Origin of the sequence: Maricurvus nonylphenolicus (assembly GCF_042854845.1) — a bacterium.
Classification (GTDB): Bacteria; Pseudomonadota; Gammaproteobacteria; order Pseudomonadales; family Cellvibrionaceae; genus Maricurvus; species Maricurvus nonylphenolicus.
Genome location: NZ_AP031498.1, coordinates 3,078,263 through 3,103,546 on the forward strand (window position 1 = coordinate 3,078,263; position 25,284 = coordinate 3,103,546).

The 25,284-nt window shown below is 42.5% G+C and carries 22 protein-coding genes; all 22 read right to left on the reverse strand.

The window, feature by feature from the left end:
* Window positions 1-14: 14 nt before the first annotated feature.
* Window positions 15-1,178 (reverse strand): glycosyltransferase, encoded by a 1,164-nt coding sequence (locus tag ACGHZ6_RS13500; protein ID WP_390614484.1) that lies wholly within the window; start codon window positions 1,176-1,178, stop codon window positions 15-17.
* A complete protein-coding gene (locus ACGHZ6_RS13505; protein ID WP_390614485.1) occupies window positions 1,153-2,508 on the reverse strand; it encodes a hypothetical protein in 1,356 nt (451 codons plus the stop codon). Before ACGHZ6_RS13505 ends, ACGHZ6_RS13500 begins: the two co-directional genes overlap by 26 nt.
* Window positions 2,486-3,754 (reverse strand): flippase, encoded by a 1,269-nt coding sequence (locus ACGHZ6_RS13510; protein WP_390614486.1) that lies wholly within the window; start codon window positions 3,752-3,754, stop codon window positions 2,486-2,488. Before ACGHZ6_RS13510 ends, ACGHZ6_RS13505 begins: the two co-directional genes overlap by 23 nt.
* A complete protein-coding gene (locus ACGHZ6_RS13515; RefSeq protein WP_390614487.1) occupies window positions 3,754-5,010 on the reverse strand; it encodes a hypothetical protein in 1,257 nt (418 codons plus the stop codon). The genes ACGHZ6_RS13510 and ACGHZ6_RS13515 overlap by 1 nt, the downstream gene beginning before the upstream one ends.
* Window positions 5,007-5,648 (reverse strand): class I SAM-dependent methyltransferase, encoded by a 642-nt coding sequence (locus ACGHZ6_RS13520; RefSeq protein WP_390614488.1) that lies wholly within the window; start codon window positions 5,646-5,648, stop codon window positions 5,007-5,009. Before ACGHZ6_RS13520 ends, ACGHZ6_RS13515 begins: the two co-directional genes overlap by 4 nt.
* Window positions 5,645-6,832, reverse strand: coding sequence for a glycosyltransferase family 4 protein (locus ACGHZ6_RS13525; protein WP_390614489.1), 1,188 nt, complete (start codon window positions 6,830-6,832; stop codon window positions 5,645-5,647). Before ACGHZ6_RS13525 ends, ACGHZ6_RS13520 begins: the two co-directional genes overlap by 4 nt.
* Before the next feature lie 39 nt (window positions 6,833-6,871).
* A complete protein-coding gene (locus tag ACGHZ6_RS13530; protein ID WP_390614490.1) occupies window positions 6,872-7,531 on the reverse strand; it encodes a class I SAM-dependent methyltransferase in 660 nt (219 codons plus the stop codon).
* A 37-nt stretch (window positions 7,532-7,568) separates the two neighbouring features.
* Complete coding sequence (locus ACGHZ6_RS13535; RefSeq protein ID WP_390614491.1) at window positions 7,569-8,729, reverse strand: glycosyltransferase family 4 protein; 1,161 nt, start codon at window positions 8,727-8,729, stop codon at window positions 7,569-7,571.
* A 2-nt stretch (window positions 8,730-8,731) separates the two neighbouring features.
* Entirely contained in the window at window positions 8,732-10,447 is a 1,716-nt protein-coding gene (locus ACGHZ6_RS13540; protein WP_390614492.1) for a carbamoyltransferase, read from the reverse strand.
* A 28-nt stretch (window positions 10,448-10,475) separates the two neighbouring features.
* Window positions 10,476-12,266 carry an asparagine synthase (glutamine-hydrolyzing) gene (gene asnB, locus ACGHZ6_RS13545; RefSeq protein ID WP_390614493.1) on the reverse strand — a complete coding sequence of 597 codons (1,791 nt, stop codon included), beginning with the start codon at window positions 12,264-12,266 and terminating at the stop codon, window positions 10,476-10,478.
* A gap of 120 nt (window positions 12,267-12,386) precedes the next feature.
* Complete coding sequence (locus ACGHZ6_RS13550; protein WP_390614494.1) at window positions 12,387-13,409, reverse strand: NAD-dependent epimerase/dehydratase family protein; 1,023 nt, start codon at window positions 13,407-13,409, stop codon at window positions 12,387-12,389.
* Between the two features lie 33 nt (window positions 13,410-13,442).
* Window positions 13,443-14,723: a Vi polysaccharide biosynthesis UDP-N-acetylglucosamine C-6 dehydrogenase TviB gene (tviB, locus tag ACGHZ6_RS13555; RefSeq protein ID WP_390614495.1), complete on the reverse strand. Its 1,281-nt coding sequence runs from the start codon at window positions 14,721-14,723 to the stop codon at window positions 13,443-13,445.
* Window positions 14,724-14,818: 95 nt separating this feature from the next.
* The gene (gene ihfB / locus ACGHZ6_RS13560; RefSeq protein ID WP_390614496.1) at window positions 14,819-15,112 is read right to left on the reverse strand and encodes an integration host factor subunit beta; all 294 of its coding nucleotides are present in this window, start codon (window positions 15,110-15,112) and stop codon (window positions 14,819-14,821) included.
* A 647-nt stretch (window positions 15,113-15,759) separates the two neighbouring features.
* Window positions 15,760-17,445 (reverse strand): 30S ribosomal protein S1, encoded by a 1,686-nt coding sequence (gene rpsA / locus ACGHZ6_RS13565; RefSeq protein ID WP_390614497.1) that lies wholly within the window; start codon window positions 17,443-17,445, stop codon window positions 15,760-15,762.
* Window positions 17,446-17,689: 244 nt separating this feature from the next.
* Window positions 17,690-19,090: a mannose-1-phosphate guanylyltransferase/mannose-6-phosphate isomerase gene (locus ACGHZ6_RS13570; protein WP_390614498.1), complete on the reverse strand. Its 1,401-nt coding sequence runs from the start codon at window positions 19,088-19,090 to the stop codon at window positions 17,690-17,692.
* 87 nt (window positions 19,091-19,177) lie between these two features.
* Window positions 19,178-20,377 carry a lipopolysaccharide assembly protein LapB gene (lapB, locus tag ACGHZ6_RS13575; protein WP_390614499.1) on the reverse strand — a complete coding sequence of 400 codons (1,200 nt, stop codon included), beginning with the start codon at window positions 20,375-20,377 and terminating at the stop codon, window positions 19,178-19,180.
* Between the two features lies 1 nt (window position 20,378).
* Window positions 20,379-20,681, reverse strand: coding sequence for a lipopolysaccharide assembly protein LapA domain-containing protein (locus tag ACGHZ6_RS13580; RefSeq protein ID WP_390614500.1), 303 nt, complete (start codon window positions 20,679-20,681; stop codon window positions 20,379-20,381).
* 50 nt (window positions 20,682-20,731) lie between these two features.
* On the reverse strand, window positions 20,732-21,406 hold the full coding sequence (cmk, locus tag ACGHZ6_RS13585) for a (d)CMP kinase (protein ID WP_390614501.1): 675 nt from the start codon (window positions 21,404-21,406) through the stop codon (window positions 20,732-20,734).
* Window positions 21,407-21,459: 53 nt separating this feature from the next.
* The gene (gene pyrF, locus ACGHZ6_RS13590; protein ID WP_390614503.1) at window positions 21,460-22,158 is read right to left on the reverse strand and encodes an orotidine-5'-phosphate decarboxylase; all 699 of its coding nucleotides are present in this window, start codon (window positions 22,156-22,158) and stop codon (window positions 21,460-21,462) included.
* A gap of 173 nt (window positions 22,159-22,331) precedes the next feature.
* Entirely contained in the window at window positions 22,332-22,640 is a 309-nt protein-coding gene (locus ACGHZ6_RS13595) for a ComEA family DNA-binding protein (RefSeq protein ID WP_390614504.1), read from the reverse strand.
* 189 nt (window positions 22,641-22,829) lie between these two features.
* Window positions 22,830-24,269 carry a sulfate adenylyltransferase subunit CysN gene (gene cysN / locus ACGHZ6_RS13600; RefSeq protein WP_390614505.1) on the reverse strand — a complete coding sequence of 480 codons (1,440 nt, stop codon included), beginning with the start codon at window positions 24,267-24,269 and terminating at the stop codon, window positions 22,830-22,832.
* On the reverse strand, window positions 24,269-25,180 hold the full coding sequence (gene cysD, locus ACGHZ6_RS13605) for a sulfate adenylyltransferase subunit CysD (RefSeq protein WP_390614506.1): 912 nt from the start codon (window positions 25,178-25,180) through the stop codon (window positions 24,269-24,271). Before cysD ends, cysN begins: the two co-directional genes overlap by 1 nt.
* Between the last annotated feature and the right edge of the window lie 104 nt (window positions 25,181-25,284).

Consider the following 25,284-nt stretch of genomic DNA (forward strand, 5'->3'; position numbering starts at 1 on the left):
TTAATTCTTGCTCGTCAACGCTTTTGCGTAGAAATTTCGTCAGCTATAAGCTGCAGATATGTCTTTGCAACCGTATCCCAGTTAGGAAATGATTTTAGCCTCAAGAACCCTTTCTCTTTTAGTGACTTGCTTTGGTCCACAAGAGTTGAAACTTTATTATAAGCATCATCTACACTAGTGGGATCAAAATATGTTGCTGCATCGCCACAAACATCATGCGCATAAGGCTTGTCAGCAGCCAATATAGGCAATCCAAAATTCATAGCTTCTATAAAAGGATTACCAAATGATTCCAGTTTGGACGGAAAGAATAATGCATCTGCCATTAGATACCAGTCACTTAACTCTTCTTGTTCAATTTCTCCGAGGTTTATAAAGACACTATTCAAGCCCTCCTTATCCCTCTCATTCAGAAGTGATTTAACGTCATTGTCAGATTCATTCATTGTGGTCAGAATGACTATTTCATCACCTTTGGATGCAAACTTACGTGCCAACTCTAGAATTAAACGATGGTTTTTATGTGGATAATAACGACTCACATATAAAAGCACTAACTGCTTACCAAATCCTTTGTCTTTTTTTAGTCTTTCTTTAGGAATTATTTCCTGTCTTTGACAACCACCAGCTGCTGCAAACTTCTCGGAAAGGGCATTTGGTACTATGGAGAGTTTTGCGTCAGGGATATTCCAGACTGCAGCCAATCGTTTTTTCATTGACTCACCCTGAACAACAATTTTAGAGGCCGTAGAAACTGTTTGAGAAAAAAATAAAATTTCCAATCGCTTTTTTAGATACTCTTTTAAGCCAATACCTTCAACAGGATCAACATAGTATGCATTTCGAAAAAGCACCACTTTGGGAACATCCAATTTTGCCGCGGCATGATTACCCAAAGATATAACCCCTGCAACATTTAGGTCTTTAACTAATCTAGGTAACAAAACAAAATCAAACCACAAGCGCCAAAATGAATTAAACTTACGTCGCTCGAAAAAAATTGTATTTATGTGAGATCCACGCAATATTTCTTCATAGCCATAACCGGCAGGCAAAATTACATTTAAAACATAATCTGTCTCCAGTCCAATTAAAGCTCTTACCAGTGATTTTCCAGTAGCTAATGTCCCAGCAGAGACCAAATTTATTCCATTAAACAATACTTGAATTTCTGACATGATATTTTTGCCACAAAACCCCTATAGAAAAAAAGACTATAACAGAATTAATAATATCACTCATAGTCACATGGGCTTTAAGAAATAAAACCAGCCATAAGACGGGAATAAGAGAAAATGCTAAACCCACACCGTCCTTTTTTGATGCACTTATAATAGCCACATTGAGACAAAGTAAAAGCACACAGCCACAAAGGACCAAAATATAAATTGTAGTAAAAACTCCCAATTCAATTATTAGTTTTGCCATACCTCCATCTGCAAAAGAATATACTCGACTAAAGAAGTCCAAATCATTGAAAAAGTCTCGATCTACACCATACGTAGATCGGTAAACCTCATCATCTAATAGCGATTCTTGCCCATATTTTCCAACACCAAGCCCAAACCAAATAGCATCATTACTTTCATTGACATGAAAAACAGGCGCCATCATAGACAATCGGTACCCATAGTCATATAGAGTTCCAACAGATGCCATGACTTCTAGACGAGAGTACTCTCTATTTTGAGGGGTATCATTGTTTTTTGTAGCCCATCCGAATAAAATAATTGTGGCCAGCATTATCGTAGCCATTATTTGAAAAAAGAACTTCTTACCACCTTTCATAATGATCAGAAATACTACTGAAACAACCAGCAAAACAAGCGCTTCTCTGGCCCCGGTCAATAGCACGCCAATAAAAAAAATAGTTATCAAAGCAACAAAATAGACACGAGAATACAGTCTCGCTCCCATTATTAGCAAAAAACTAAATAAGAGAAATTTACCGAATCTCTTGGATGAGGCAAAAAAGGATGAAACCACATTAAAAGTTTGGTCATAATAGTTCTTAACTGACGAATCCATTGGTTTAAATAATATGCTTCCCCACTCACCCAAAAAGCCCGGATCGATTGACATTTGCACTACGGCAAAAGCGATGGCAACTAAAACCCAAAACAATATATAGTTAGAGAATTTTTTCCAATTTTCCACGCTATAGTTGCAGGCACAGCAGTAGCCAATCCAAAGAAATGGGATAGGAAGTAAATATGCCCTTAACCCTGCAACTGTTGTTATAGGGCTATAGAAATAAGGATTAATTGCTGCCAGTAAGATTGCAAAAACATATGCAAACAAGCAAATATATATGAATTGTGTCACATAATTATACGAAGGCCCCCTTCTACGGCGAACAAAAAAGGTGGCAAATATGAGCAACACTATAAAATCAATTGATAGTAATAAAAAACGACTCCCGTCATAAAAACGCCTAAAGGCGTCAATAAACAAATACCCAGGTAACAGCAGGGCCAACCAGAAGCTATAATTCAGCGGGAATTGCATACTGTTGCCTTTTTGAAGCATTAATCCATGCCAAAGCTAACACTAACGCCTCAGCAACAATAGTCATTAGCACCGCACCTATGGCGCCATACAAAGGTATCAGAACTGCATTACCAATCACATTAATAACTGCACCAACCACCGTTATCTTTAAATACTTCTCTCTCTCGTCGTAAGCCAGAAGAACTGACATATATAGCCTATTCAATACAACCACTAGTATACCAACACTAAGTAAAGACAAGTATTTTCCAGCCTCATGATATTCCTTTCCGAATAAAAGCAGGACAATCTCCTCTCCCAGAAACAACGTTATAGAAGAAATTATCACTCCAAAATATAAGGCACCACGACGATATCTTAAAAACAGATTGCCGGCCTCAATAGTGCTCTCTGCCAACAATCGAACATATACAGGAAAAAAAACTCTAATAATGACGACAGGAGCCATTATGAAGGCCAAATAGATTTGTGCTGCAATACTATATAAACCAGTAATCGCAGCACCACTAATAGCTAACAACATAACCATATCTATTCTTAAGGTAACTGCTTCAGCAACGCCAGCCAAAGAGACTACAACTCCTTTCTTAATAAGGTAAGCGGACAAACGAAAACTGAAACGCGTCCGAAAATAACCTTTTAGCACTCTAACCTGATAATACATACCGAGAATTGCCCCCAATGTCACCACACACATTGAAAGTACAACTTCAAACACCCCCCAGGTTGTAAACTCAGCAATTAATATAACAACAAAAACAAGAAGACACTTAGACGCTAAACTATATACTGCAAACCATGAAAATAGCCCTAACGACATATATGCATTATAAAATAAGTTAACTATCCCCAATAGAAATGAGTATATGGCAATCAAAATCACAAAAGTTAACGGTACAAAATCAAAAAAAACTCTATTAATAAAACACGCAAAAATCAAAGCTATAGGCAACGATACAAACCAACGAATAACCAGTGCACTTTCTATATAGCGTTTTAACAATAACTTTCTAACAGCAACCTCTCTAGCAATAACTGCCTGAGTGCCGAAATTAGCAATACCAAGTAGTAATGCTAAAGCAGCCATAACGCCGTTATATTCACCAACAGATTCTGCACCGAATCCTCTGGCAATTACTACAACAACAATGAAACTGGTTAGAACGGAAACAATCTGTTCAATCAAGGCATATAATGAAGTACGAGCAATAGGTTTCTTTTTAAAACGATCACAAATATTCATTATACTATTGAAGCAACATCGTAAACATATATTTGTCGCGAACCCTCATGAACAGTATCTATGCAGACATGATCCCCCTGATAACTCCATTTCGGATGTAGATCACAGCGAAGCGAAGTATTATCTAACTGAGAACATGAGTTTAATGAAGCTATATTGGTTACGGTTTTAGTGTCTGAATTACATATCTTTAAGTGCCTTATGTGATCCTCGTCTTGGTAGGTGTCAGTTACAAAGAGGTTTTCACATCCAGGTCTATAAGAGGGGTGGCCGTCTTCACAAAGCATGTCTGAAAAAATTCGATTTGTCGCCTCACTTCTATCTTGAAACAAAATATAGGAATCACCAGTTAAGGCTCTTCTAAGAGTTGACTTCTCACCAACTAGTTTATGATACAAAGGCAGCAAAGGACGAAGGATATATTTGGCAATAGCTTTATATTTTCTCAGTGAGTTAGTTACATTAGGTAGGGCACCCCATGCGAGAATTTCATCTTTATTTCTCCAGCAAAAATGGCTTACTCGTCCGCTATCACTTAATAAGTAAAGATCATCTCCATTTGTATTCGCAGTATACAAACGACTATAGACACTTCCATCACTTTGTTGCCAACGATGTAAAAAACAAAACCTCTCACCCGTCGGGTTGAACATAATATGTTCAAGATAATGTACTGACCCCTCCATTGTTTTAAGTGGAGATATGTTAATAAGATCTACTATGTTGACAACTTGTTCAACTTGCTGATTAGCAATATCCATTAACCATATCCCATCACGAGTATCTATAGGAATATTTTTATCTTGGTTTTGGATACCTTGATAATTGTATCCACCTCTAAACCAATAATGTCTTTCATTATCAATACACAGAGCTAAATTCCCATTAGGATGCATTGAATAAATCGCAATAGGCAGCTCGATCTTCTCTCTACTTTCAATATCCATTAAAACTGAGACAAATTTATTATTTACTCGATCATTGTAGATAATTCGGGAAGAATAATCGGGGCCCACCCATTGGAGCATGCTTCCTTGCTGCCAGTTCCATGCTTTAGTGCTGGTCAAACTAACAAAGGCGCCATCCCCAACCCAATCAAAAAAACCGATCTCTAGTTGATCATTTTCATTAGGCATTCGATCAATAAAGTTTGCTTTATGCGCTAAGATTTTTGCATTCAGCGAATCAAAAGGCGATTTATCATAATACCCAAAGAAAAAATTCTCACCTGCAGGGGATTTAAAAATAGGTTTCATTTATCTTTCAGAATATACTTTTGAATAATTATGGGAGACAAGCTTGGTAATACACGAGAAAAGATTCGTCCAAGAAAATGCTTTTGAACGAAACACCCCATAAACACCTCTTCCTTAAACCCGTGCACTGAAAGTTTAGAATTTAAGTATTTTCTAGTCCACAGTCTAATATGTTCAAAATTCTTATACCAATTTGGAACATCTCCAAACATAAGCTCAATCCGCCCCCTCAAGCTGGCTACATTTGGTGTAGCATGAATGAAAGCGCCACCAGGTTTTAAAATTCTTTTTATTTCAGAAAAGATATTCTCATAGTCAAAAACATGTTCTAAAACCGCGCTCATCACAACAACATCATAAGCATCAGACTTGATTGCTGTAAACGGTTGATCTAAATCGACCACAAAGACATCATTTAGAACTTCAGATGCTTTGCGCAAAGGGTCTTGATGCACATCCGCACCATCAACAACATTTGTTTGCTTCTTAAATCCTTCACTTACCCCTCCATCAAAACAACCTAAATCTAAAACCCTCAAATTTGAATCGGGAATTAATGCAGCAACAATATCAACTCTAGGCTCGTCTTCCTCTCGCCCTCCACCAGCCACCGTCTGATAGTATTCACTAATATTCATAGTTCACTCCCACACGCAACATATTTCATAGCATCCTTAATGTAGCGTGCATTCTCTTGAAAACTAGAACCGCTAACTTTATTAAATGATTTCTTTCCCATTTCTTTAGCCAGCTTTCTGTTTTGATTTAGAAAGTCAATGCAGCTAGCAATTGCCGTCACATCCCCCACATTCACCACAAAACCATTTTCACCATCAACAATTAGATCGCGAGCGGTTCCAACAGTGTTTGTAACAACGATAGGCAATTCAAAATTCATTGCTTCATTCATTGCCTTTGGTGAATTATCCCACTCAGATATCACTGCTGCCATATCTGCAATAGAGTAGTATTTTGAAATTTCTCCCTGGTTTTTAAAACCAGTAAAAACTGCTTTTATTTTATTATCTCGCGTATATTCTTCTATCTTTTCTTTTTCAGTACCATCACCTACGAATAGCAAGGTAATATCTTTCGACGTGAGTGATTCAACAGATTTGATTAAATCCATGGGGCGTTTAAGCGTAGTAAACCTTGCTGCAAAGATAACGATAAAGTCATCAGAACTGATACCCAATTCCTGACGTATTTCCTGGCCCTTATTTCGATATTTTTCCCCCTCTTCTCGAAAAAAGTCATTATCAACAGCGCACGGTATAGGAAACAATTTGGACTCCGGAACCCCAAAAAACTTTAAGTAGTCTTTATTACCGGAACAGCTATACATTAAGGCATCATAACCACCAAAAAAACGGGGCAACAGGTACTTCTTTAGCCTTTGCCCGAACCCCTTCTGGTTTACACCTGATTTTAAAATTGCCTCTCCTCTCCAGATGCTTTTACATCCAAACAATTTTGACAAGAAAAATGCAAGCCAATAGGAAAAGTTATCGTAGCCCTGTATCAGAACAACATCATACTTTTTACGCGCAAACAAAAAAAATAAACCTGGATTAATCCTTGAAAAAAAGCCCCCATATACATTCCTCGTATAATTTTTAACAAACTGATACTTATACCCCTCAAGCAAAGGAATATCCCAAGTAACAGTAATATTAAATTCCTGATCCGTGATTGACTCTTTACCTACGTCATCCAGATAAAGCACATCAAGATTGACTCCAGATTCCGCTAGCTTGCGATACATAGGGGCATGATAAACAATTGGGTTTTTTGCTATGATAGCCAAAGAAAGCTCTTTCACTCTCTACCACTCTTTCATTTAAAAATAAAGCCTTAACAATTAATATTTTTTCTTACAAATAAAAATATATGACTTACCAAATAATTTGCCTAACAAAGAAAAAATTCCTCTTTTATTTGTAAAAAATGCATGGGGAAAGATGTAAGTCCAAACAGGGGGCATGCGCCCATAATATTCGACAAGTTCTAACCCAGCCTCATCGAAAAGCTTTTTCCAGTGTGACAGCGGTAAAAATCTTTCATCTCCGTAATGCTGCTCATCGTCCCGATTATTTGGCACATCGAAAACAACCCAGTCTGCCACTCGCCCCTGCTCTTTTAAAGTTGTGACGATCGACTGGTCATCAAAATGCTCTAGTAAACCTTGATGAATTACTGCACCGAAGGTTTTGTCTTCATATGTAATATCAAGCATATCCATCTGATGAATTGTTAATCGTTCCTCCGGTAAATGAGAGGAATTCTTTAAACCTTTAACAACATCTGCATCATAATCTGTTGCAACAATCTTATACCCGATATCGGCAAGTATTCTGGCTGTAGCGCCACTCCCTGATCCAACTTCCAAAATAGGCTTTTTTTTATCTACAACATTACGAATTGCATCAATAAAAACCTTTAGCCTTACCGAGTTAGTATAAACATTAAAGTCTGAGAAAAAGTTATGCCACTCACTCGTATCATGTTCCATTTTAGTCATTTTACACTGCACCCTTTAAAGTAACTCTATTTAGTAGTTAACGTTTTTCCAACAAATCATAATAAAAATTCTCAAGGCGTCTCGTCAACAACTCCCACGCAAATGATTCTTCCGCCAACTTACGAGCATTTTTTCCTTCAGTTTCTTTCTTTTTCTCGTCAAGAACATAAATATTCATTGCTTTATACATTTCAGAAATACAATCTCCGACACCTATCCCAATCTCTGCGCTCATCAAAACCTGTTTCATCTCCCCAACATTCGAACAGATTACAGGTCTACCAGAAGCCATATAGTCACCTATTTTGTTAGGCCATCGACTACGATTGTAATCTGTATCTCTTAAAGGCAAAACAAAAGCATCGCATGCGCATAAATACTGATTCACTTCCTCGTCAGAAACATAACCGGTAAAAATAACTCGATCCTCGATACCTTCAGCTATAGCATAATCTTTTAAGGCCTCACATATCTTACCTACAACAATAAATCTAGCCTCAATCTCATTAGATATTTCTTTAAACGCATTTAAAAAGGGAATCAATTCATCAGCTAAAAAACTTCCCAAGTAGCCATAAACCATCTCACTTTGAGATATAGCTATTTTATTACGGCAATCTGACTTATTCATAGGTTGCAACCTATCTACAGGTGCACCTCCTGGCAGGTACATCACCCGATCCGCCTTATGCAGAGCGGCTGCCCTTTTTTCAAGTTCACGACTGATGACTGTTACACCATGCGCATTTTTTTTGACAGATTCTTCTTTTTTGCTCATATATGTCCGATACCCCGGTACCTTAAACAAGGTCCGCTCATCAGCACTAGAAAACCAATCAGCCCAATCAGATATATATAAAGAATTCCACCTTTTTACTGCATAAATACCAGCACTATGAACGATCGAGTAGTGCTCAAAGCCATGAACAACATCAAATCTATTTTTCTTTATGTATCTTTTTATCCAATAATGCCCAATAGGACTCGCCATAGTATCTAAATCTATGCGATTTAAAAAACTTGGAATCCCAATCTCTTTTACACCGTCACGCTCATATATTTCCGCTCTAAACTTCCGATTACCTTTATAACCAAGAACAACTTCATGGCCAAATTCAACAAGCCATCGAGCGAGCTCTCGTGCCCTTACAAATGTCCCAATCCCATAAGAGCTACCACATAAAAGCAGGATCTTCATAATTAACTTTTTCTCAAAATAAAGTTTCCTATTGCCAAGACATCAATGCCTGTATCATAAAAGCACTTAATCGCATCTCTAGGACAGTTCACTATAGGCTCACCTTTAATGTTAAACGATGTATTCATAAGAACAGGAACCCCGCTCAAACTTCCATATTCATTTAACAACTCCCAGAAAAGTGGATTGACGTCTTTCTCAATCATTTGAGGTCGGCATGTTCCATCTTTGTGCGTAACTGCTGGTATCGTTTCCTGCATCTCACCACGGACATCATAAGCTGTTATCATATAACGCTCCACACGACTCGAATCCGTAAGATAAGTACTGGCAGACTCTACCGTCATAGAGGGACAAAATGGACGAAACGGCTGTCTAAATTTCACATGTTTATTAACAATATCTTTATTTTTCGCTTTTGTTGGGTCAAAAAGTATAGACCGACCACCTAAGGCCCGAGGACCACATTCAGCTCTCCCCTGAAACCAAGCAACTATTTTCCCGTCATGCAACTCTTTTGCAACATCTGCGCAAACATTACAACTTAACTCATAGTTAACTTTACGCTCATCTAAAATACTTTGAATCTCTGAGTCAGTAAAAGATGGCCCTAATCTAATATCTTTTATACGATCAACTTTTGTCTGACTATGCTTTTTAAAATAGACTTCCAATGCTGCACCAGCTGAAAGCCCAGAGTCTCCTGCATCAGGATACACATAAAGATCATCAAAAACTCTATTCTTAACAATTTTCTGATTTAACTTAACATTTAGAAAAACTCCTCCAGCAGCTGCAAGCTGATTACACCCGGTCTCATTTTTCCAATATGTTAAAAATGTAAGCATTTCCCTTTCTAGTAACTCCTGAGCTTTTGCAGCCACATTTTCTCTACCATACTTATCAATAACAGCCTTGACCTTATCAACCATATGAAAGTGCCAATGGTAAGTATCCATATACTCAAAACCGTCAATCCTTCCAAAATCAACGCTTTTAACAAACTCACCATTTTCAAATATTGGCATGAATTGTAAAAGTTCGTTTTCTGGAACTTTTGATGGATCTCCATAAGGTGCCAATCCCATGGTAGTACCTTCGCCATCACCTACCCACCAACCGAGGCCCTCAGTAACAAGACCATAAAAGTATCCGTACGAGCAGTCCGTTTTAAAAGATTTCAAAGTCTTCATATTCCCTTGCGTACCAACAGATACACTTAAAGAATAACCGTCTTCACCAGCCGCATCCGCTGTTACAACCAAAGTCCGCTCACTATTACCAGACGTATAATATGCAGATGCTGCATGCCCTCTGTGGTGAGAAACATAATGTATCTCTGTATCATCAACAAAAGGGATGGTATGAAAATAATCAGGAATTTGGGGTGTCTTTTTGACAGTTTCACGAACAAATAAATTTACTTTTTTAAGTGCCCCTAATTCGATACCTTCTATTTTCTTAAATACCTCATCCTGAGGAAGACCTAGCAGCTGTGCAAAACGTCTATCCCCGATATGACCAGAATATGCAATACTATCAACATCTGATAGCTTTACTTTCATATACTCAAGACAATGATTTATAGCGTGTATTGGCATTCCACCATAATGCTTTACCCTAGTGAAGCGTTCTTCTTCAACAGATACACTTAACACACCATCTTTGACAATACTTGCACTCGCATCATGACCAATATGTATTCCTAAAACGATCAACCTATCAATCTCCTAAATCTCTATAGAATTAATTATTTTGATTTAACAACTGTAAAGCCCAGCCTCTTAGCCCTCGAGCTTTAACATATTGTTTATCACCCATAAGCCAATCTCTAACCGGCACAGTGAAGCCTGTTTTCTTCCTATTCAGAACTTCAGGCGGCAGCGCCTTTAATGGTGTCAACGCCATATCTTTCTTTGTTGGAGGATTCTGGCTGGCAAGCAAAGGAATTAATTTTCTTACAAGCCAAGCGTCAACAAGAGGCGTTCGAATTTCTACAGAATGGGCCATACCAGCCCAATCAGCGTCCCTCAATAATTGACACTTCATATACCAATTCAACTCCAAGGATGAAACCTTTAGTCTTGAAGAATTGATACCTTTAATTGACTCATCCAAACAAGAGAGGGTTTGCAGATCCCCCCACCCATCTTTCACCACATCTGAGCCCAAAATATCTGGCAGTTCCCAGGGCATAAACATTCCTCTTCTCAGCATATATGCTCCGCCATAACTGCCACCATACTCTAATAAACTCGCATATTTCGGCGACGTAAAGTACTTCAGTAATTTACTAGAAACCCAGCGAAATCCTCTCCCCAAATCAGGAACACTTTCAGCCCAGCCCAAACCATTAACCAAGCTCGGTATTTGAGTAAAACTAGGATACCCCGCAAACAATTCGTCTCCACCAACACCTGAAAGTGCGACTTTCAAATCTAACGATGCAGCGGCCTTGCTAACAAAATAAGTATTAATACCATCAATAGTTGGTTGATCCATACTACCCAAAAATAGCTCAAAGTCTTCACCAAATTCTTCACCTTTAACTCTCACCGCATTATGCGGAACGCTATAGGCTGCAGAAATTTTAGAAGCGAGAGGTACTTCATCATTTTCAGTTTTACGATATTCATCAAACCCAAGAGTAACACTTTGCAAATCCGCTGATGTCTCACTAGCCAATGCAAGTATCGTTGCAGAATCTAATCCTGATGACAAAAATACCCCTACAGGCACATCAGATACCAGATGGTATTTTACTGATTCACTCAATGCTGAACGTAGTACATCTTTACAATTAAGAATCTCTTCTTGTGTTGCACTTATATTTTCATCACTAAATTCGTTGACAATCGAGAAGTATTTCTTTTCTCTTTTTATCCCTCTCGAGTCGAGCCACATAACTGAACCTGATGACAAGGACCGAATACCTTTATACAGTGTGTATGGTTCAGGGACATATCCCCACAAACAAAAACCAACATATCCCGCCGGTTCTTCACGAGCATTAATTCTTTTAAATTTAAGCAAGGCCTTAACTTGCGATGCAACCCTAAGCGTACAGCCATCATCAGAATAATAGAGTGGTTTAATTCCCATAGGGTCCCGAACCAATAAGACCCCCCCTTTATCATTATCCCACAATGCAAAAGAGAACATACCACGCAGATAGCGCACCATATCCTCGCCTTTCTGCAGATATAAATTTAAAATAACTTCTGTATCACTAGACGTACGAAAGATATATCCATCTTTTTCAAGATCTCTTCTAAGATGTTTATAGTTATAAATCTCTCCATTGAACACAAGATGAAGGCGACCACTACTATCACTCATGGGTTGGCGCCCACTATTTCCAGTATCAATAATTGCCAACCGCCTATGCCCCATAAATACTTTTTGTTCTTTCAGGAACAGCTCTCCACTACTATCCGGGCCTCGGCTATACATAGAGTCGCATGCCAATCTAGCCTCATCCAGCTCGCCTTCAGTAAAATTACCATTATAAGAAAATGAAAGTACAAAACCGCACATCTAGTAAAGCGTCCATATATTGAGCGCCACTAGCAATGATCAATATTGCCAAGCAGCATAATAAACCTACAGCGAGAAAGTTAATTCTTTAATACGCTCACATATTGTTAATAACAGATATTATCGACTTACAGATTCGACATACCAGGGCATTACTTCTGCGAGGCCATCGCCGATCGAGTATTGGGGTTGGTACCCCAATATCTTCTGGGCTTTTTCAATGGAAGCCTGAGAATGACGAACATCTCCAGCCCTAAAATCATGATAAACAGCAGGCCTTTCGTAAATCACACCATTATCCAGCAACGACTCTTGAATAATACAAAATAGATCATTCAACGTCGTCCGCTCGCCCACAGCGACATTAAATACTTCAGCCCTATTACCCTCTTTAACCGCAGCTAAAATATTCGCCTGAATAACATTTTCAATGTAACAAAAATCCCGGCTAGTCTCCCCATCACCATTAATAAATACATCTTCACCTTGAATCATGGCTGCAATCCACTTGGGAATCACTGCAGCATAAGCTCCATTTGGATCCTGCCTCTTTCCAAAAACATTAAAATAGCGCAAGCCAGAGGTGCTAAAGTTATAAGCACGCTTGAAAACGTCAGCATACAGTTCATTTACAAGTTTTGTTACTGCGTAAGGCGACAGTGGTTGACCAATCTTGCCTTCAACCTTTGGAAGCCCTGAGTGATCACCATAAGTAGAGCTGGAGGCAGCGTAGACAAAATTCTTTACTCCGGCATCTCGTGCTGCAACAAGCATATTTACAAAGCCGTCTATATTCACATTATTTGACAAAATCGGATCAGAAATAGACCTAGGAACGGATCCAAGCGCTGCTTGATGCAAAACATAATCAACTGACTTACATACAGAAATACAGTCATCCAAATTGCGAATATCACCTACCTTAAACGAAAACCTAGCCCATTGTTCATCACTAACAGATAAACGAACTTCATCAAGATTTTCCTTATAGCCCGTAGAAAAATTATCCAGCCCTACAACTTGCTGGTCTAACTTTAAAAGCTCCTCAAGCAAGTTTGAACCTATAAATCCAGCAACCCCAGTAATCAACCACGTTTTAGAATCCCTAGATATAGATGTTCTTGCTTCTTTATAACGATTCATAGTTTTCGCTCGACACCGAGATTAATAGGTTTTTCATAAGCGGATATCAGATTCTGACACATCTAACACGTACTTCAGGTCATACAAAATATGCTCAGACTTACCTAACGCACGGATATCTTCAGCACTCATTTTCTTAAAGTTCGTATGCCCAACTGCCAACACCAGCGCATCATAACTCGCTCGCTGAGGCTCACCGACAATGCTAATGCCGTACTCACGCTCAGCTTCTTCGCAACAAACCCACGGATCATAGACATCAACCCTGATATTGTAATCCCTTAACTCATCGATAATATCAATCACTTTTGTGTTACGAAGATCCGGGCAATCCTCTTTAAAAGTTAACCCCATAATTAAGACTTTGGCACTTTCAACCTGAATTTGCTTTTTAATTAAAGCCTTAACCAGCTGCCCCGCCACATATCCACCCATCCCATCATTAATCCGGCGTCCAGCTAAAATCATTTCCGGGTGATAACCTATTGCTTCAGCTTTATGAGTTAAATAATAAGGGTCTACTCCGATACAATGGCCGCCAACCAAGCCGGGGCGAAAAGGTAGAAAGTTCCACTTGGTTCCTGCAGCATTCAATACTCCCTCTGTATCAATCCCCATCTTATTAAAGATCATTGCAAGCTCATTAATAAGAGCGATATTAACGTCGCGCTGCGTATTTTCGATAACCTTAGCAGCCTCAGCCATTTTGATGCTATCGGCTCGATACGTGCCTGCAGTAATTATCTCGTTATATATAACATCGACAATATCGGCAGTTTCCGGAGTAGAACCTGAAGTGACTTTTTTGATTGTAGCTACACGGTGCTCCTTATCCCCAGGATTAATTCTTTCAGGACTATAGCCGACATAAAAGTCTTTATTAAAAACGAGACCTGAAATTTGTTCCAAAACTGGAACACACTCTTCTTCTGTTGCCCCGGGATAAACTGTTGATTCATAAATAACAATATCATCCCTAGCTAAAACCGACCCAAGCAGTTCACTAGCTTTAATAAGTGGAGTCAAATCCGGTGTTTTAAATTCATCTATTGGTGTTGGTACAGTGACAATATAGACATTACACCCAGTTAACTCCTTTTCATTTGCCGTAAAACTCAATCTAGACGAAGATGCCAAATCTTCAGGAGATACCTCGAGGGTTTCATCATTATCCTGACGAAGTGCATTTACCCGTGACTCATTGATATCAAATCCAACTACATCAAAGACCTTTGCAAATTCAACAGCCAGAGGTAGCCCCACATACCCCAACCCAACAACACCAATCTTTACTTCATTTATACTAAATGTCACTTACCTATTATTCCCAATAATTAATCACTAGCTATAAATACACAAATAGCAAAAGACGGCTCCGCCCCAAAGAAGAAATTCGGATAGAAGCTAATCTAATTTAACGAGATACTTTCATTCACCCGATCCCGCATCTCCTTCCCAGGCTTAAAATGGGGGACATACTTACCAGCCAACTCTACCGAGTCACCTGTCTTAGGGTTACGCCCAACACGCGGCGCACGATAATGAAGAGAGAAACTACCAAAACCACGAATTTCGATTCGCTCGCCAGTCGCGAGGACTTGGGACATATGATCGAGCATAAGCTTAACGGCCAGCTCGACATCTTTGAGCGACAATTGATCTTGTTGCTCGGCAATGCGTTCAATCAATTCAGACTTTGTCATTGTTATATTCCCTAGTTCGGCTGCAAAGCAGTGACTTTATAGTCGACCGCTTCAAGGTATCCTTGTTGTGCCTCACCCCAATACTGCTTTACTTCTATTTTGAGCACTAAATGAGAGCACCACAAAAACGTAAAACAAAGCTAACCTATTGTTTTTTAAGCAGTATATTCGTGATCCCACCCTCAAACAAGGGATATTTCCCAGTATTCCCCAACTATAACGAATCGTTCTATATAGCGAATTAACATATAGATTCTTATCACACAGAAAAACGGGCCAACCCCCGAAAAGGTTGACCCGCTGCTCCTTGCACATTGGTGTTAAAAACACCAATCAGCGACTGCCAGGCTTCCTGCCTACGCTTGATATGGCGCTTCCTTTGACCTTACATGGCCGACTTTACATCCCTGTGAACTTCCGTGTGCATGGATATGATCTGTTATTTGGTTATATGTAGATAGTGGGTAATAGCGGAAAGGCTTGTAGGAAATCTCGCACACAGTAAGGTTTTTCCTTACCTTACCCTCCCCTCATCTCAACCTCCACAAGGCCTTCGTAGCCATAGATTCCCGCCTACGCGGGAATGGCGGGCACAAAAAAGGCCCGCAAATGCGGGCCTTTTTCGAAGATTAAGATCTCAGTAGCAATTACTGACCATCTTGGCTCTTCATTTGCGCCTTAATCAGGTCACCAATAGTAGCTGGCTGAACCTGTTCGGCAGACTTAGCAGAGTGCTCTTTGATAGCCGCTTTCTCTTCCGCTGCATCTTTAGCCTTGATAGACAGGTTGATGGAGCGGTTTTTGCGGTCTACGTTCAGTACAACCACTTCAACCTCATCACCTTCTTTCAGGGCGATGCGAGCATCTTCAACTTTATCACGGCTGATTTCAGACGCTTTCAGAGTACCTTCAACGTCGTCAGACAGGGTGATAACAGCTGCTTTCGCGTCCACTTCTTTAACGGTACCGTTAACGATAGAACCTTTATCGTTGGTCGCTACGTAGTCAGAGAACGGATCGCTATCCAGCTGCTTGATACCCAGGGAGATACGCTCACGCTCTGGGTCGATGGCCAGGATAACGGTTTCCAGCTCGTCACCTTTCTTGTAGCCGCGAACAGCTTCTTCGCCTGCTTCCTGCCAAGAGATGTCAGACAGGTGAACCAGACCGTCGATGCCGCCGTCCAGACCAATGAAGATACCGAAGTCAGTGATAGACTTGATCTTACCGGAGATCTTGTCGCCTTTAGCGAACTGCTTTCCGAAGGCATCCCATGGGTTTTCTTGACACTGCTTGATACCCAGAGAAATACGACGACGCTCTTCGTCGATATCCAGAACCATCACTTCTACTTCGTCGCCAACATTAACAACTTTGGACGGGTGGATGTTCTTGTTGGTCCAATCCATTTCGGATACGTGAACCAGACCTTCAACGCCTTCTTCGATCTCAGCGAAACAACCGTAGTCAGTCAGGTTAGTAACCTTAGCCTTGGTGCGAGCACCTTCTGGGTAACGGTTGGTGATTTCGATCCATGGATCTTCACCCAGTTGCTTCAGACCCAGAGATACGCGGTTACGCTCACGGTCGAACTTCAGAACCTTAACGTCGATCTCGTCACCAACGGCAACGATTTCGCTTGGGTGCTTGATACGCTTCCAAGCCATATCAGTGATGTGCAGCAGGCCGTCAACACCGCCCAGATCTACGAAAGCACCGTAGTCGGTCAGGTTCTTAACAATACCCTTAACAGACATACCTTCTTGCAGGCTAGCCAGTAGCTCTTCACGCTCGGCAGAGTTAGCTTGCTCCAGAACAGCACGACGAGAAACAACAACGTTGTTGCGCTTCTGATCCAGCTTGATCACTTTAAATTCTAATTCTTTGCCTTCCAGGTGAGCAGTTTCACGTACTGGACGTACGTCAACCAGAGAACCTGGCAGGAAGGCACGGATGCTGGACAGGTCAACAGTGAAACCACCTTTAACCTTACCGTTAATAACACCCTTAACAACTTCTTCAGCGCTGTGTGCAGCTTCCAGTACTTTCCAAGCTTCAGCGCGTTTGGCTTTTTCGCGAGACAGACGAGTCTCACCGAAACCGTCTTCTACGGTTTCCAGGGCCACCTGAACTTCGTCACCGATTTCCAGAGACAACTCACCGTTCTCGTCCAGGAATTGGGAAGCAGGGATTACGCCTTCAGATTTCAGACCAGCGTGAACGGTTACCCAGTCACGATCAACGTCCAAAACAACACCGGTGACAATGGAGCCAGGCACCATATCAACGGTTTTCAAACTTTCTTCAAAGAGTTCCGCGAAAGATTCGCTCATGATATTACCTATCAAAAACAGCACAAATTAGCCGCATCATCCAGATTAGGACATAAAGGGCTGACTAATTTGCCTACCATACCGCCAGAGGCATGGGCCTATTAAAATTGAGCTGAAATAGCGCCAAATCTGGCTGAAACACGCTAATTGAGCCCGCCGAGCACTTTAAGCTCCCATATAAGGATAGCTGAAACATGAATTCGGCGCGCGAATCCTAGCAGACCAGCCTTCTAATGGCAAGAAGCTACCTGCCGTACGAGTCTTCAAACCTCAAAATGTCATCCTCGCCTAGATAGGAGCCAGATTGAACCTCAATCATTTCAAGAGGTATTGCCCCAGGGTTTTCAAGGCGGTGCTTCACACCTATAGGAATATAAGTGGACTCATTCTCAGAAACCAGAAAAACCTCTTCGCTCTTAGTCACCTTGGCTGTTCCACTAACCACAATCCAGTGCTCCGCCCTATGGTGATGCATTTGCAAACTTAATTTTTCCCCTGGATTGACAACAATCCTCTTAACCTGGAAACGCTCTCCAAAATCAATTGAATCATAATAGCCCCAAGGTCTGAATACCTTACGATGAAGATCAGCCTCCTCCCTCTCAGAAGCCTTCAGGCAGCTGACAATAGACTTTACATCTTGAGCCCTATCTTTATGAGCAACCATGATTGCATCATCACTCTCAACAACTACCAAGTCCCTTACACCTACCAATGCTATGAGCTTATCTTCATTTCTCACATAACAGCCACTTACATCGTGTGTCAGAACATCGCCACATATTACGTTATTTTGACTATCCTTTTCAGAAACATCCCATAATGCATTCCAAGAGCCTACGTCACTCCAACCACAGCTTACGGGTACAACCATTGCATCCCCGGTCTTCTCCATGACTGCATAATCTATAGATTCGCTTGAACATTCTTGAAACGCCTCTTTACAAGGTCTAATAAAATCAATGTCCTCAAACACCGCTCCCATAGCCTTATCGCAAACCTCCAGAATATCGGATCTATATTTGCCAAGCTCTCGAAGAAAAACGCTTGCCTTAAATACAAACATTCCACTATTCCACAGATAACCCTCTTCGAGATACTCTTTCGCCAGATCAAGATTAGGCTTTTCAATAAAAGCATCAACCCTATAACCTTCACCAACCAACTCACCTCGTTTGATATACCCGTAGCCAGTCTCAGGTGATGTAGGCACAACACCAAAACTGACAAGCCCTCCTTGCTCAGCCATATCTGATGCATTCTTTACAGCAGAATGAAAGGACTCCGTATCACGTATCACATGATCTGCAGCCAACACCAACAAAATGGGGTCTTCACCTGCTTTTGCAGCTAATAATGCAGCCAGAGCAACTGCTGGAGCAGTATTCCTTCCACAGGGCTCTAGCAAAATAGACGCATCTTCACCCATCCCGACCGCTTTTAATTGTTCTGCAACTGTAAACCTGTGATCCTCTCCACAGACAACAATTGGAGCCGAGGTTTCCAGACCTTCTAGTCGCAAACAAGTATCCTGAAGCATTGTCGTCTGGTTCACCAACGGAAGAAATTGCTTTGGATAAAGCGACCTTGACATTGGCCATAGACGAGTTCCAGAGCCTCCAGCCATTACAACAGGGACGATCATAAATACATTCCTTTAAAACTACTTAATAAACAGCGATCTGCTGAAATGAATTACCAGTGGACTTAGGCATCTCTCAAGCACACTAAACTACTCCCCTTCTACCCCCTTAATCGTCTTGACGGTGCCCCAGCTTTTGCAGCTTGGGCATAACCAGTGGAGCTGATGACCAGAAAAGCCGCACTTTGTACACCGGTAGCCAGGCTTGGCTTCATTGAGCTTATTTATGAGCGATAGCGTCAACTGCAGACTTTCGGAAGCCGTACCCGACTCCTGCTGAGCTTTATATTTAAGCAGGTGCCCGAGGCCTGGCAATGATGGCCGACTATTTAAACGTTGAGCCATATAGCCGGTGGCAGACTCCCCGCCTTCTTCCACTGCCAGCAGGTCAGATAACGCCAAAGCAACTGATGTCCCCTGGTAGCCCTGCTGCAACTCAAGCAGATAACGCTTCAATGAATCCTGACGCCCCTGCTGGGTATAGGCCTGCACCAATAGAGGTAAAGCTTGAGGAATATAATCCGGATTTTGCTGAGGCACCTGCTTGAGCGCCCGAATCGCGTCCCGAACACTCCCCTGCTGTAACTCTAACTCACCTAACAGTAAGTTCGCACGTATAGCTCCCCTATCGACATTTAAAGCCGCTTTAAGATGACGGCGGGCCGCCAAATAATCCCCACGCTGAACGGCCTGCTCAGCCACTTCACAATAAAAATGCCCCTGAGCCACACGCCACTCCTCAGGCAAGCGGCCAAACCGACGCCCAGCTAACTGATTGACCGCTTCAATGGCTCGTAGCCACTCTTTTTCATCACGGTAGATTTCAATTAGATGACGCAAGCAAGCTGTACGGATATCGGCAGCGGCAACAGGCACCATCTCCTGCAGCAATGTTTCAGCGCGATCCAGCAAGCCGGACTTAATATAGTCACGGGCCAATTCAAGCTGGACCTGCTGGGCGTGGTAATCAGGTAGCCCAGGCCGGGCCAGGAGGTTTTGGTGAATTTTGATGGCGCGGCCGACCTCACCACGCTTGCGCAGGAGATTACCTAAAGCAAGATGAGTTTCCAGCGTTTCAGAATTAACCTCCAAGGCATCAATAAAAGTATCAATGGCAGCATCTGGCTGTTCATTAAGGAGGTAATTCAGGCCTTTTATATAGTGAGGCTCGAGATGAGAAGGCTCTTCAATATCAAGTTTACGGGAGGCTCGGCGCCCCAACCAATAGCCGATCGCAATAGCCATAAAAATGACTACCAGCATACCGACATCCCATCCCGTATTGAGCATTTTAATCCTTTAAAGCAGCCGTTCTTAGTTTGGTTAATTCTGCATCGCGGCGTTTGAGCTTGCGCTTTAACGACAGGTTCTCATTCGTTAATCGCAGTATAGGGGTAAGACTGGCGAAAAACCCCAAAACACCACCTAACAGCAACGTCAAACAGACGATTACACCTAACGATGAAGCAGGCAATACAAAACCAAACAGTGTCAGATTTACATCTTGGGTGTTTTCTGTGTTAAACCAATAGCCTACAGCCATAGTGGCTAAGATCAACACTACCCAGAACACTCGCTTAAGCCACACAATCATACTTTATTCCCTTGGCCACCTTTGTTTAGCACGATTATAGAAACCCACCTTCAGGTTAAGGCGAGTTTTTGCTGAACAACATTTAGCACTTCTTCAAGCACACCTTCGATAGAAAGACTTGTACTGTCCAACTCTAAAGCATCCGCCGCAGGCACCAATGGAGACTCCTTTCGTTCTCGATCCCGCTTATCACGCAACTCGATATCAGCCAAAATCGTTGCCATATCAGCAGTTTCACCCTTTTCTTCCAGTTGCAAAACTCGACGCTTTGCTCGCTCTTCTGCGCTAGCGGTAAGGAAGATTTTTACGGGCGCATCAGGAAATACGGTAGTCCCCATATCCCGGCCATCAGCGACTAATCCCGGCAATTTGGCAAACTGACGCTGGCAAGCCAACAACCCCGATCGAACCTGCGGATAGGCCGCCACCTGAGAGGCATCCATACCCACTTGCTCCTGACGAATAGCCTGACTGACATCTTTACCTTCCAGCAAGATGGCAACACCTGTATCGGTCACATTAAACTCTACCGCCAGATTTTCAGCAATTTTCCCCATAACGTCTGGGTCAGCCAAATCAGCTCCTTTCAGCTGACCCGCCAATGCGGTTAAGCGGTATAGAGCCCCACTATCCAACAAACTATAACCCAGCTTTTTAGCCAACAATTGGCAGATGGTGCCCTTACCGGCACCGGATGGTCCATCAATGGTGATTACGGGGATCATTCAGCGTCCAACGTCTTAATATAATTATTATTGAGCAGAAAAAGTCATTTCTCTTATGCAATCGATGCTGCAATAGCCTTGCATGCAGCAATAGGATCATCAGCCTTGGTAATCGGCCGCCCTATCACAAGGTAATGACTACCCAATTCGATAGCATCTTTGGGTGTAACAATACGACGCTGATCATCGGCTTCAGCATCGACTGGGCGAATACCTGGGGTGACCAGACAAAAATCACCGCCCAACTCCGCATTCAGCATCTCAGCCTCTTGAGCAGAACAAACAACACCATCCAAGCCTGCCTTTTGCGTCAGCTTGGCCAACGCCAAGACCTGCTCACGCGGCTCACGATTCAGGCCAATACCCTGTAAATCTTCAGACTCCATACTGGTTAAAACCGTTACAGCAATCAGTAAGGGTTTGCGCCCTTCTACCTGCTCCAACGCCTCACGAGCTGCAATCATCATGCGCTCGCCACCACTGGCATGAACATTCACCATCCATACACCCAGATCGGCAGCCGCTTTTACCGCTTTCGCCACCGTATTCGGGATATCGTGAAATTTCAGATCCAGGAAAATATCAAAGCCTTTGGCCTGTAAAGCCTTTACAACCTCTGGTCCACAGGAGGTAAAGAGCTCTTTTCCTACCTTTAAACGACACAGAGATGGATCCAGGCGATCAGCCAAAGCCAGGCAATCGTTGGCATTATCAAAATCCAGGGCAACCACAATACGTGGAGAATCAGGCATAGGTGCAACCATCTACTAACAACATGAACAATAAACAGCCAATCAGGGCCGCTATAATGAACGCTATTGTACCTGTAGAGGGGTTGAGGAGCTAGCTAGGCTAGATGATGAAGAGAAAGAATGGAACGAAAGCCGGGCCCCTGCCAGAGCAGGGACTCGCTAATTACAAGGTGCTATTTCAGCGAAATACGACCATCATTTTTGGCAAGCGTCGCCTCACCAATACCTTTAATTTCTGTCAACTGCTCTAACGACGTAAACTTTCCATGTTTTTCACGCCAGGCAACAATGGCCTGAGCCTTCTTCAAGCCAATACCCTTAAGGATTTCTGCAATAACTTCTGCATCAGCACTGTTGATATTAACGGTCATCACCTGAGGGGAAGCATCAACCCCCTGCCCTTCTGCAGCGACAACCAGACCAGAAAAAGACAGCACCACAACAGTAACAGCAGCAACTAATAAACGATAAAAAGATTTCATAACAACACTCCCTGTTTTGAGTAGAAATAGAGACCAAGCCTTTAAGGCTTAACGGAGAGTATCAGTAAAACCTGCGAAATTAATTCCGAAAAAAGGATGATTTATCTAATAAAAAATACTGAGACCGACACTGAACACAGAAACAAAAACGGGGCTCAATTGAGCCCCGTTTTCACAACCACCAAGCAATTACTTCTTACTTAATAGCTCTTTTAGATCAACAGCTCCCCAGTGCGGGAAATGCTTGCGAACCAGCGCATTTAGCTCCAGCTCGAAGTCACTGATCTTATTGACATCAACATCGCCACCAGCAACCTCAACACTATCCAGTGCAGCTTCAACCATACCAGCACCAACAGTAATATTGGTCAGCCGGTCGATCACAATAAAGGCACCAGAAGCACGGTTTTGCTGGTATGGATCAACCGCAACAGGCTGTTCCAGACTAATATCCAGTAAACCGATATCGTTCAGTTCCAGCTTGTCAGCACTGTGATGCTCCTGGGTATTTACATCGATACGATGATCAATAGCAGACACCTCACCAGCGGTCATCTTGCTAGCAAACTTAAACTGGTACTGACGGCCAGGCTGCATGGCAGACTCAGACATCCACACCAGGTGAGCCTTTAAGTGATTGGTTAAAGCAACTTCATCGTCAGCCTTAACAATCATATCACCGCGGGAGATATCGATTTCATCTTCCAGCGTCAGGGTTACCGCCTGGTCAGCAAAGGCTTCTTGCAGGTCACCATCGTAAGTCACGATGGATTTAACCTTGCTGGTTTTCCCTGATGGCAACGCTTTAACTTCGTCACCAACGTTAACAATTCCTGAGGCAACAGTGCCACAGAAACCACGGAAATCCAGGTTAGGACGGTTGACGTATTGAACCGGCAGACGGAAGTCTTCCAGATTCTTGTCGCCGGCAATCTCTACGGTTTCCAGAATATTCATCAGCGTACCGCCGTCGTACCAAGGCGTTTTTTCGCTCTTGTTTACAACGTTGTCACCTTCCAGCGCGGACATAGGTACAAAGTGGATGTCAGTCATATTCAAGCTCTTGGCGAACTCAATGTAATCCGCTTTGATCTTGTCATAAACTTTCTGATCGAAGTCGACCAAGTCCATTTTGTTCACCGCAACCACAATGTGCTTAATACCCAGTAGGGAAGCAATATATGAGTGACGACGGGTTTGCGTCATCACGCCGTGGCGAGCGTCAATCAAAATAACTGCCAGGTCACAGGTGGAAGCACCGGTGGCCATGTTGCGAGTGTACTGCTCGTGCCCAGGGGTGTCGGCGATAATAAATTTACGCGAAGACGTAGAGAAGTAGCGGTAAGCTACATCAATGGTAATGCCCTGCTCACGCTCTGCAGCCAAGCCATCTACCAGCAATGCCAGATCCAGTTTTTCACCGGTGGTGCCGTGCTTGGTGGTATCAGCTTCAATGGCCGCCAACTGATCTTCATAGATCATTTTGGAGTCGTGCAGCAAACGACCAATCAGGGTCGACTTACCGTCATCAACGCTACCACAGGTCAAAAAACGTAACAGTTCTTTACGCTCATGCTGGGCAAGATAGGCGTGAATATCTTCAGCAATTAAATCGGACTGATGAGACATTAGAAGTAGCCCTCCTGCTTTTTCTTCTCCATTGAACCAGCGCTATCGTGGTCAATTGCACGGCCCTGACGCTCGGAAGTCGTGGTCAGCAGCATTTCTTGAATAATTTCCGGCAGGGTTTGAGCTTCAGACTCAACAGCACCGGTTAACGGGTAGCAACCCAGGGTACGGAAGCGAACCATCTTCTCTTCAATCTTCTCGCCTTCGCGTAACTCCATGCGGTCATCATCAACCATAATCAGCAGGCCATCGCGCTCAACTACAGGGCGTTTGGCTGCCTTGTACAACGGTACAATTGGGATATCTTCCAGATGGATGTACTGCCAAATGTCCAGCTCGGTCCAGTTAGACAGAGGGAAGACACGAATACTTTCACCCTGGTCCACTTTGCCGTTGTAGATATTCCACAACTCTGGACGCTGGTTTTTAGGGTCCCAACGGTGCTTCTTGTCACGGAAAGAGTAAACACGCTCTTTCGCGCGGGATTTTTCTTCGTCACGGCGCGCGCCACCAAAGGCTGCATCAAAACCGTGCTTGTCCAAGGCCTGCTTCAGCGCCTGGGTTTTCATGATATCGGTGTGCTTGGAGCTACCGTGGGTAAAAGGCCCCACGCCCATATCAACACCTTCCTGATTGATATGTACAATCAGGTCCCAACCCAAGTCCTTGATACGCTGATCACGGAACTGGATCATTTCCTTGAACTTCCAGGTGGTATCAACGTGCATCAACGGGAAAGGAGGCTTACCCGGGTAGAAGGCCTTCATGGCCAAATGCATCATTACAGCGGAGTCTTTACCCACTGAGTAGAGCATTACAGGATTATCAAACTCGGCAGCCACTTCACGGATAATATGGATACTTTCCGCTTCCAGCTGCTTGAGATGGGTCAGATTGTAGTCGTTAGACATAGTCATCTCTTCTGTTACATGTGCATATAACTGGCAAATTGGCCGTTATAAGGCCTAAAAATCGCCAAAGACTGATATTTTGGGGGCGCCATTATAAGGAATTG

Coding starts and splice junctions, on each gene's coding strand:
- ACGHZ6_RS13500 (WP_390614484.1), bottom strand. CDS start 1,178: ATGTCAGAAATTCAAGTATTGTTTAATGGAATAAATTTGGTCTCTGCT.
- ACGHZ6_RS13505 (WP_390614485.1), bottom strand. CDS start 2,508: ATGCAATTCCCGCTGAATTATAGCTTCTGGTTGGCCCTGCTGTTACCT.
- ACGHZ6_RS13510 (WP_390614486.1), bottom strand. CDS start 3,754: ATGAATATTTGTGATCGTTTTAAAAAGAAACCTATTGCTCGTACTTCA.
- ACGHZ6_RS13515 (WP_390614487.1), bottom strand. CDS start 5,010: ATGAAACCTATTTTTAAATCCCCTGCAGGTGAGAATTTTTTCTTTGGG.
- ACGHZ6_RS13520 (WP_390614488.1), bottom strand. CDS start 5,648: ATGAATATTAGTGAATACTATCAGACGGTGGCTGGTGGAGGGCGAGAG.
- ACGHZ6_RS13530 (WP_390614490.1), bottom strand. CDS start 7,531: ATGACTAAAATGGAACATGATACGAGTGAGTGGCATAACTTTTTCTCA.
- ACGHZ6_RS13535 (WP_390614491.1), bottom strand. CDS start 8,729: ATGAAGATCCTGCTTTTATGTGGTAGCTCTTATGGGATTGGGACATTT.
- asnB (WP_390614493.1), bottom strand. CDS start 12,266: ATGTGCGGTTTTGTACTTTCATTTTCTTATAATGGTAATTTTACTGAA.
- ACGHZ6_RS13550 (WP_390614494.1), bottom strand. CDS start 13,409: ATGAATCGTTATAAAGAAGCAAGAACATCTATATCTAGGGATTCTAAA.
- ihfB (WP_390614496.1), bottom strand. CDS start 15,112: ATGACAAAGTCTGAATTGATTGAACGCATTGCCGAGCAACAAGATCAA.
- rpsA (WP_390614497.1), bottom strand. CDS start 17,445: ATGAGCGAATCTTTCGCGGAACTCTTTGAAGAAAGTTTGAAAACCGTT.
- ACGHZ6_RS13570 (WP_390614498.1), bottom strand. CDS start 19,090: ATGATCGTCCCTGTTGTAATGGCTGGAGGCTCTGGAACTCGTCTATGG.
- lapB (WP_390614499.1), bottom strand. CDS start 20,377: ATGCTCAATACGGGATGGGATGTCGGTATGCTGGTAGTCATTTTTATG.
- ACGHZ6_RS13580 (WP_390614500.1), bottom strand. CDS start 20,681: ATGATTGTGTGGCTTAAGCGAGTGTTCTGGGTAGTGTTGATCTTAGCC.
- cmk (WP_390614501.1), bottom strand. CDS start 21,406: ATGATCCCCGTAATCACCATTGATGGACCATCCGGTGCCGGTAAGGGC.
- pyrF (WP_390614503.1), bottom strand. CDS start 22,158: ATGCCTGATTCTCCACGTATTGTGGTTGCCCTGGATTTTGATAATGCC.
- ACGHZ6_RS13595 (WP_390614504.1), bottom strand. CDS start 22,640: ATGAAATCTTTTTATCGTTTATTAGTTGCTGCTGTTACTGTTGTGGTG.
- cysN (WP_390614505.1), bottom strand. CDS start 24,269: ATGTCTCATCAGTCCGATTTAATTGCTGAAGATATTCACGCCTATCTT.
- cysD (WP_390614506.1), bottom strand. CDS start 25,180: ATGTCTAACGACTACAATCTGACCCATCTCAAGCAGCTGGAAGCGGAA.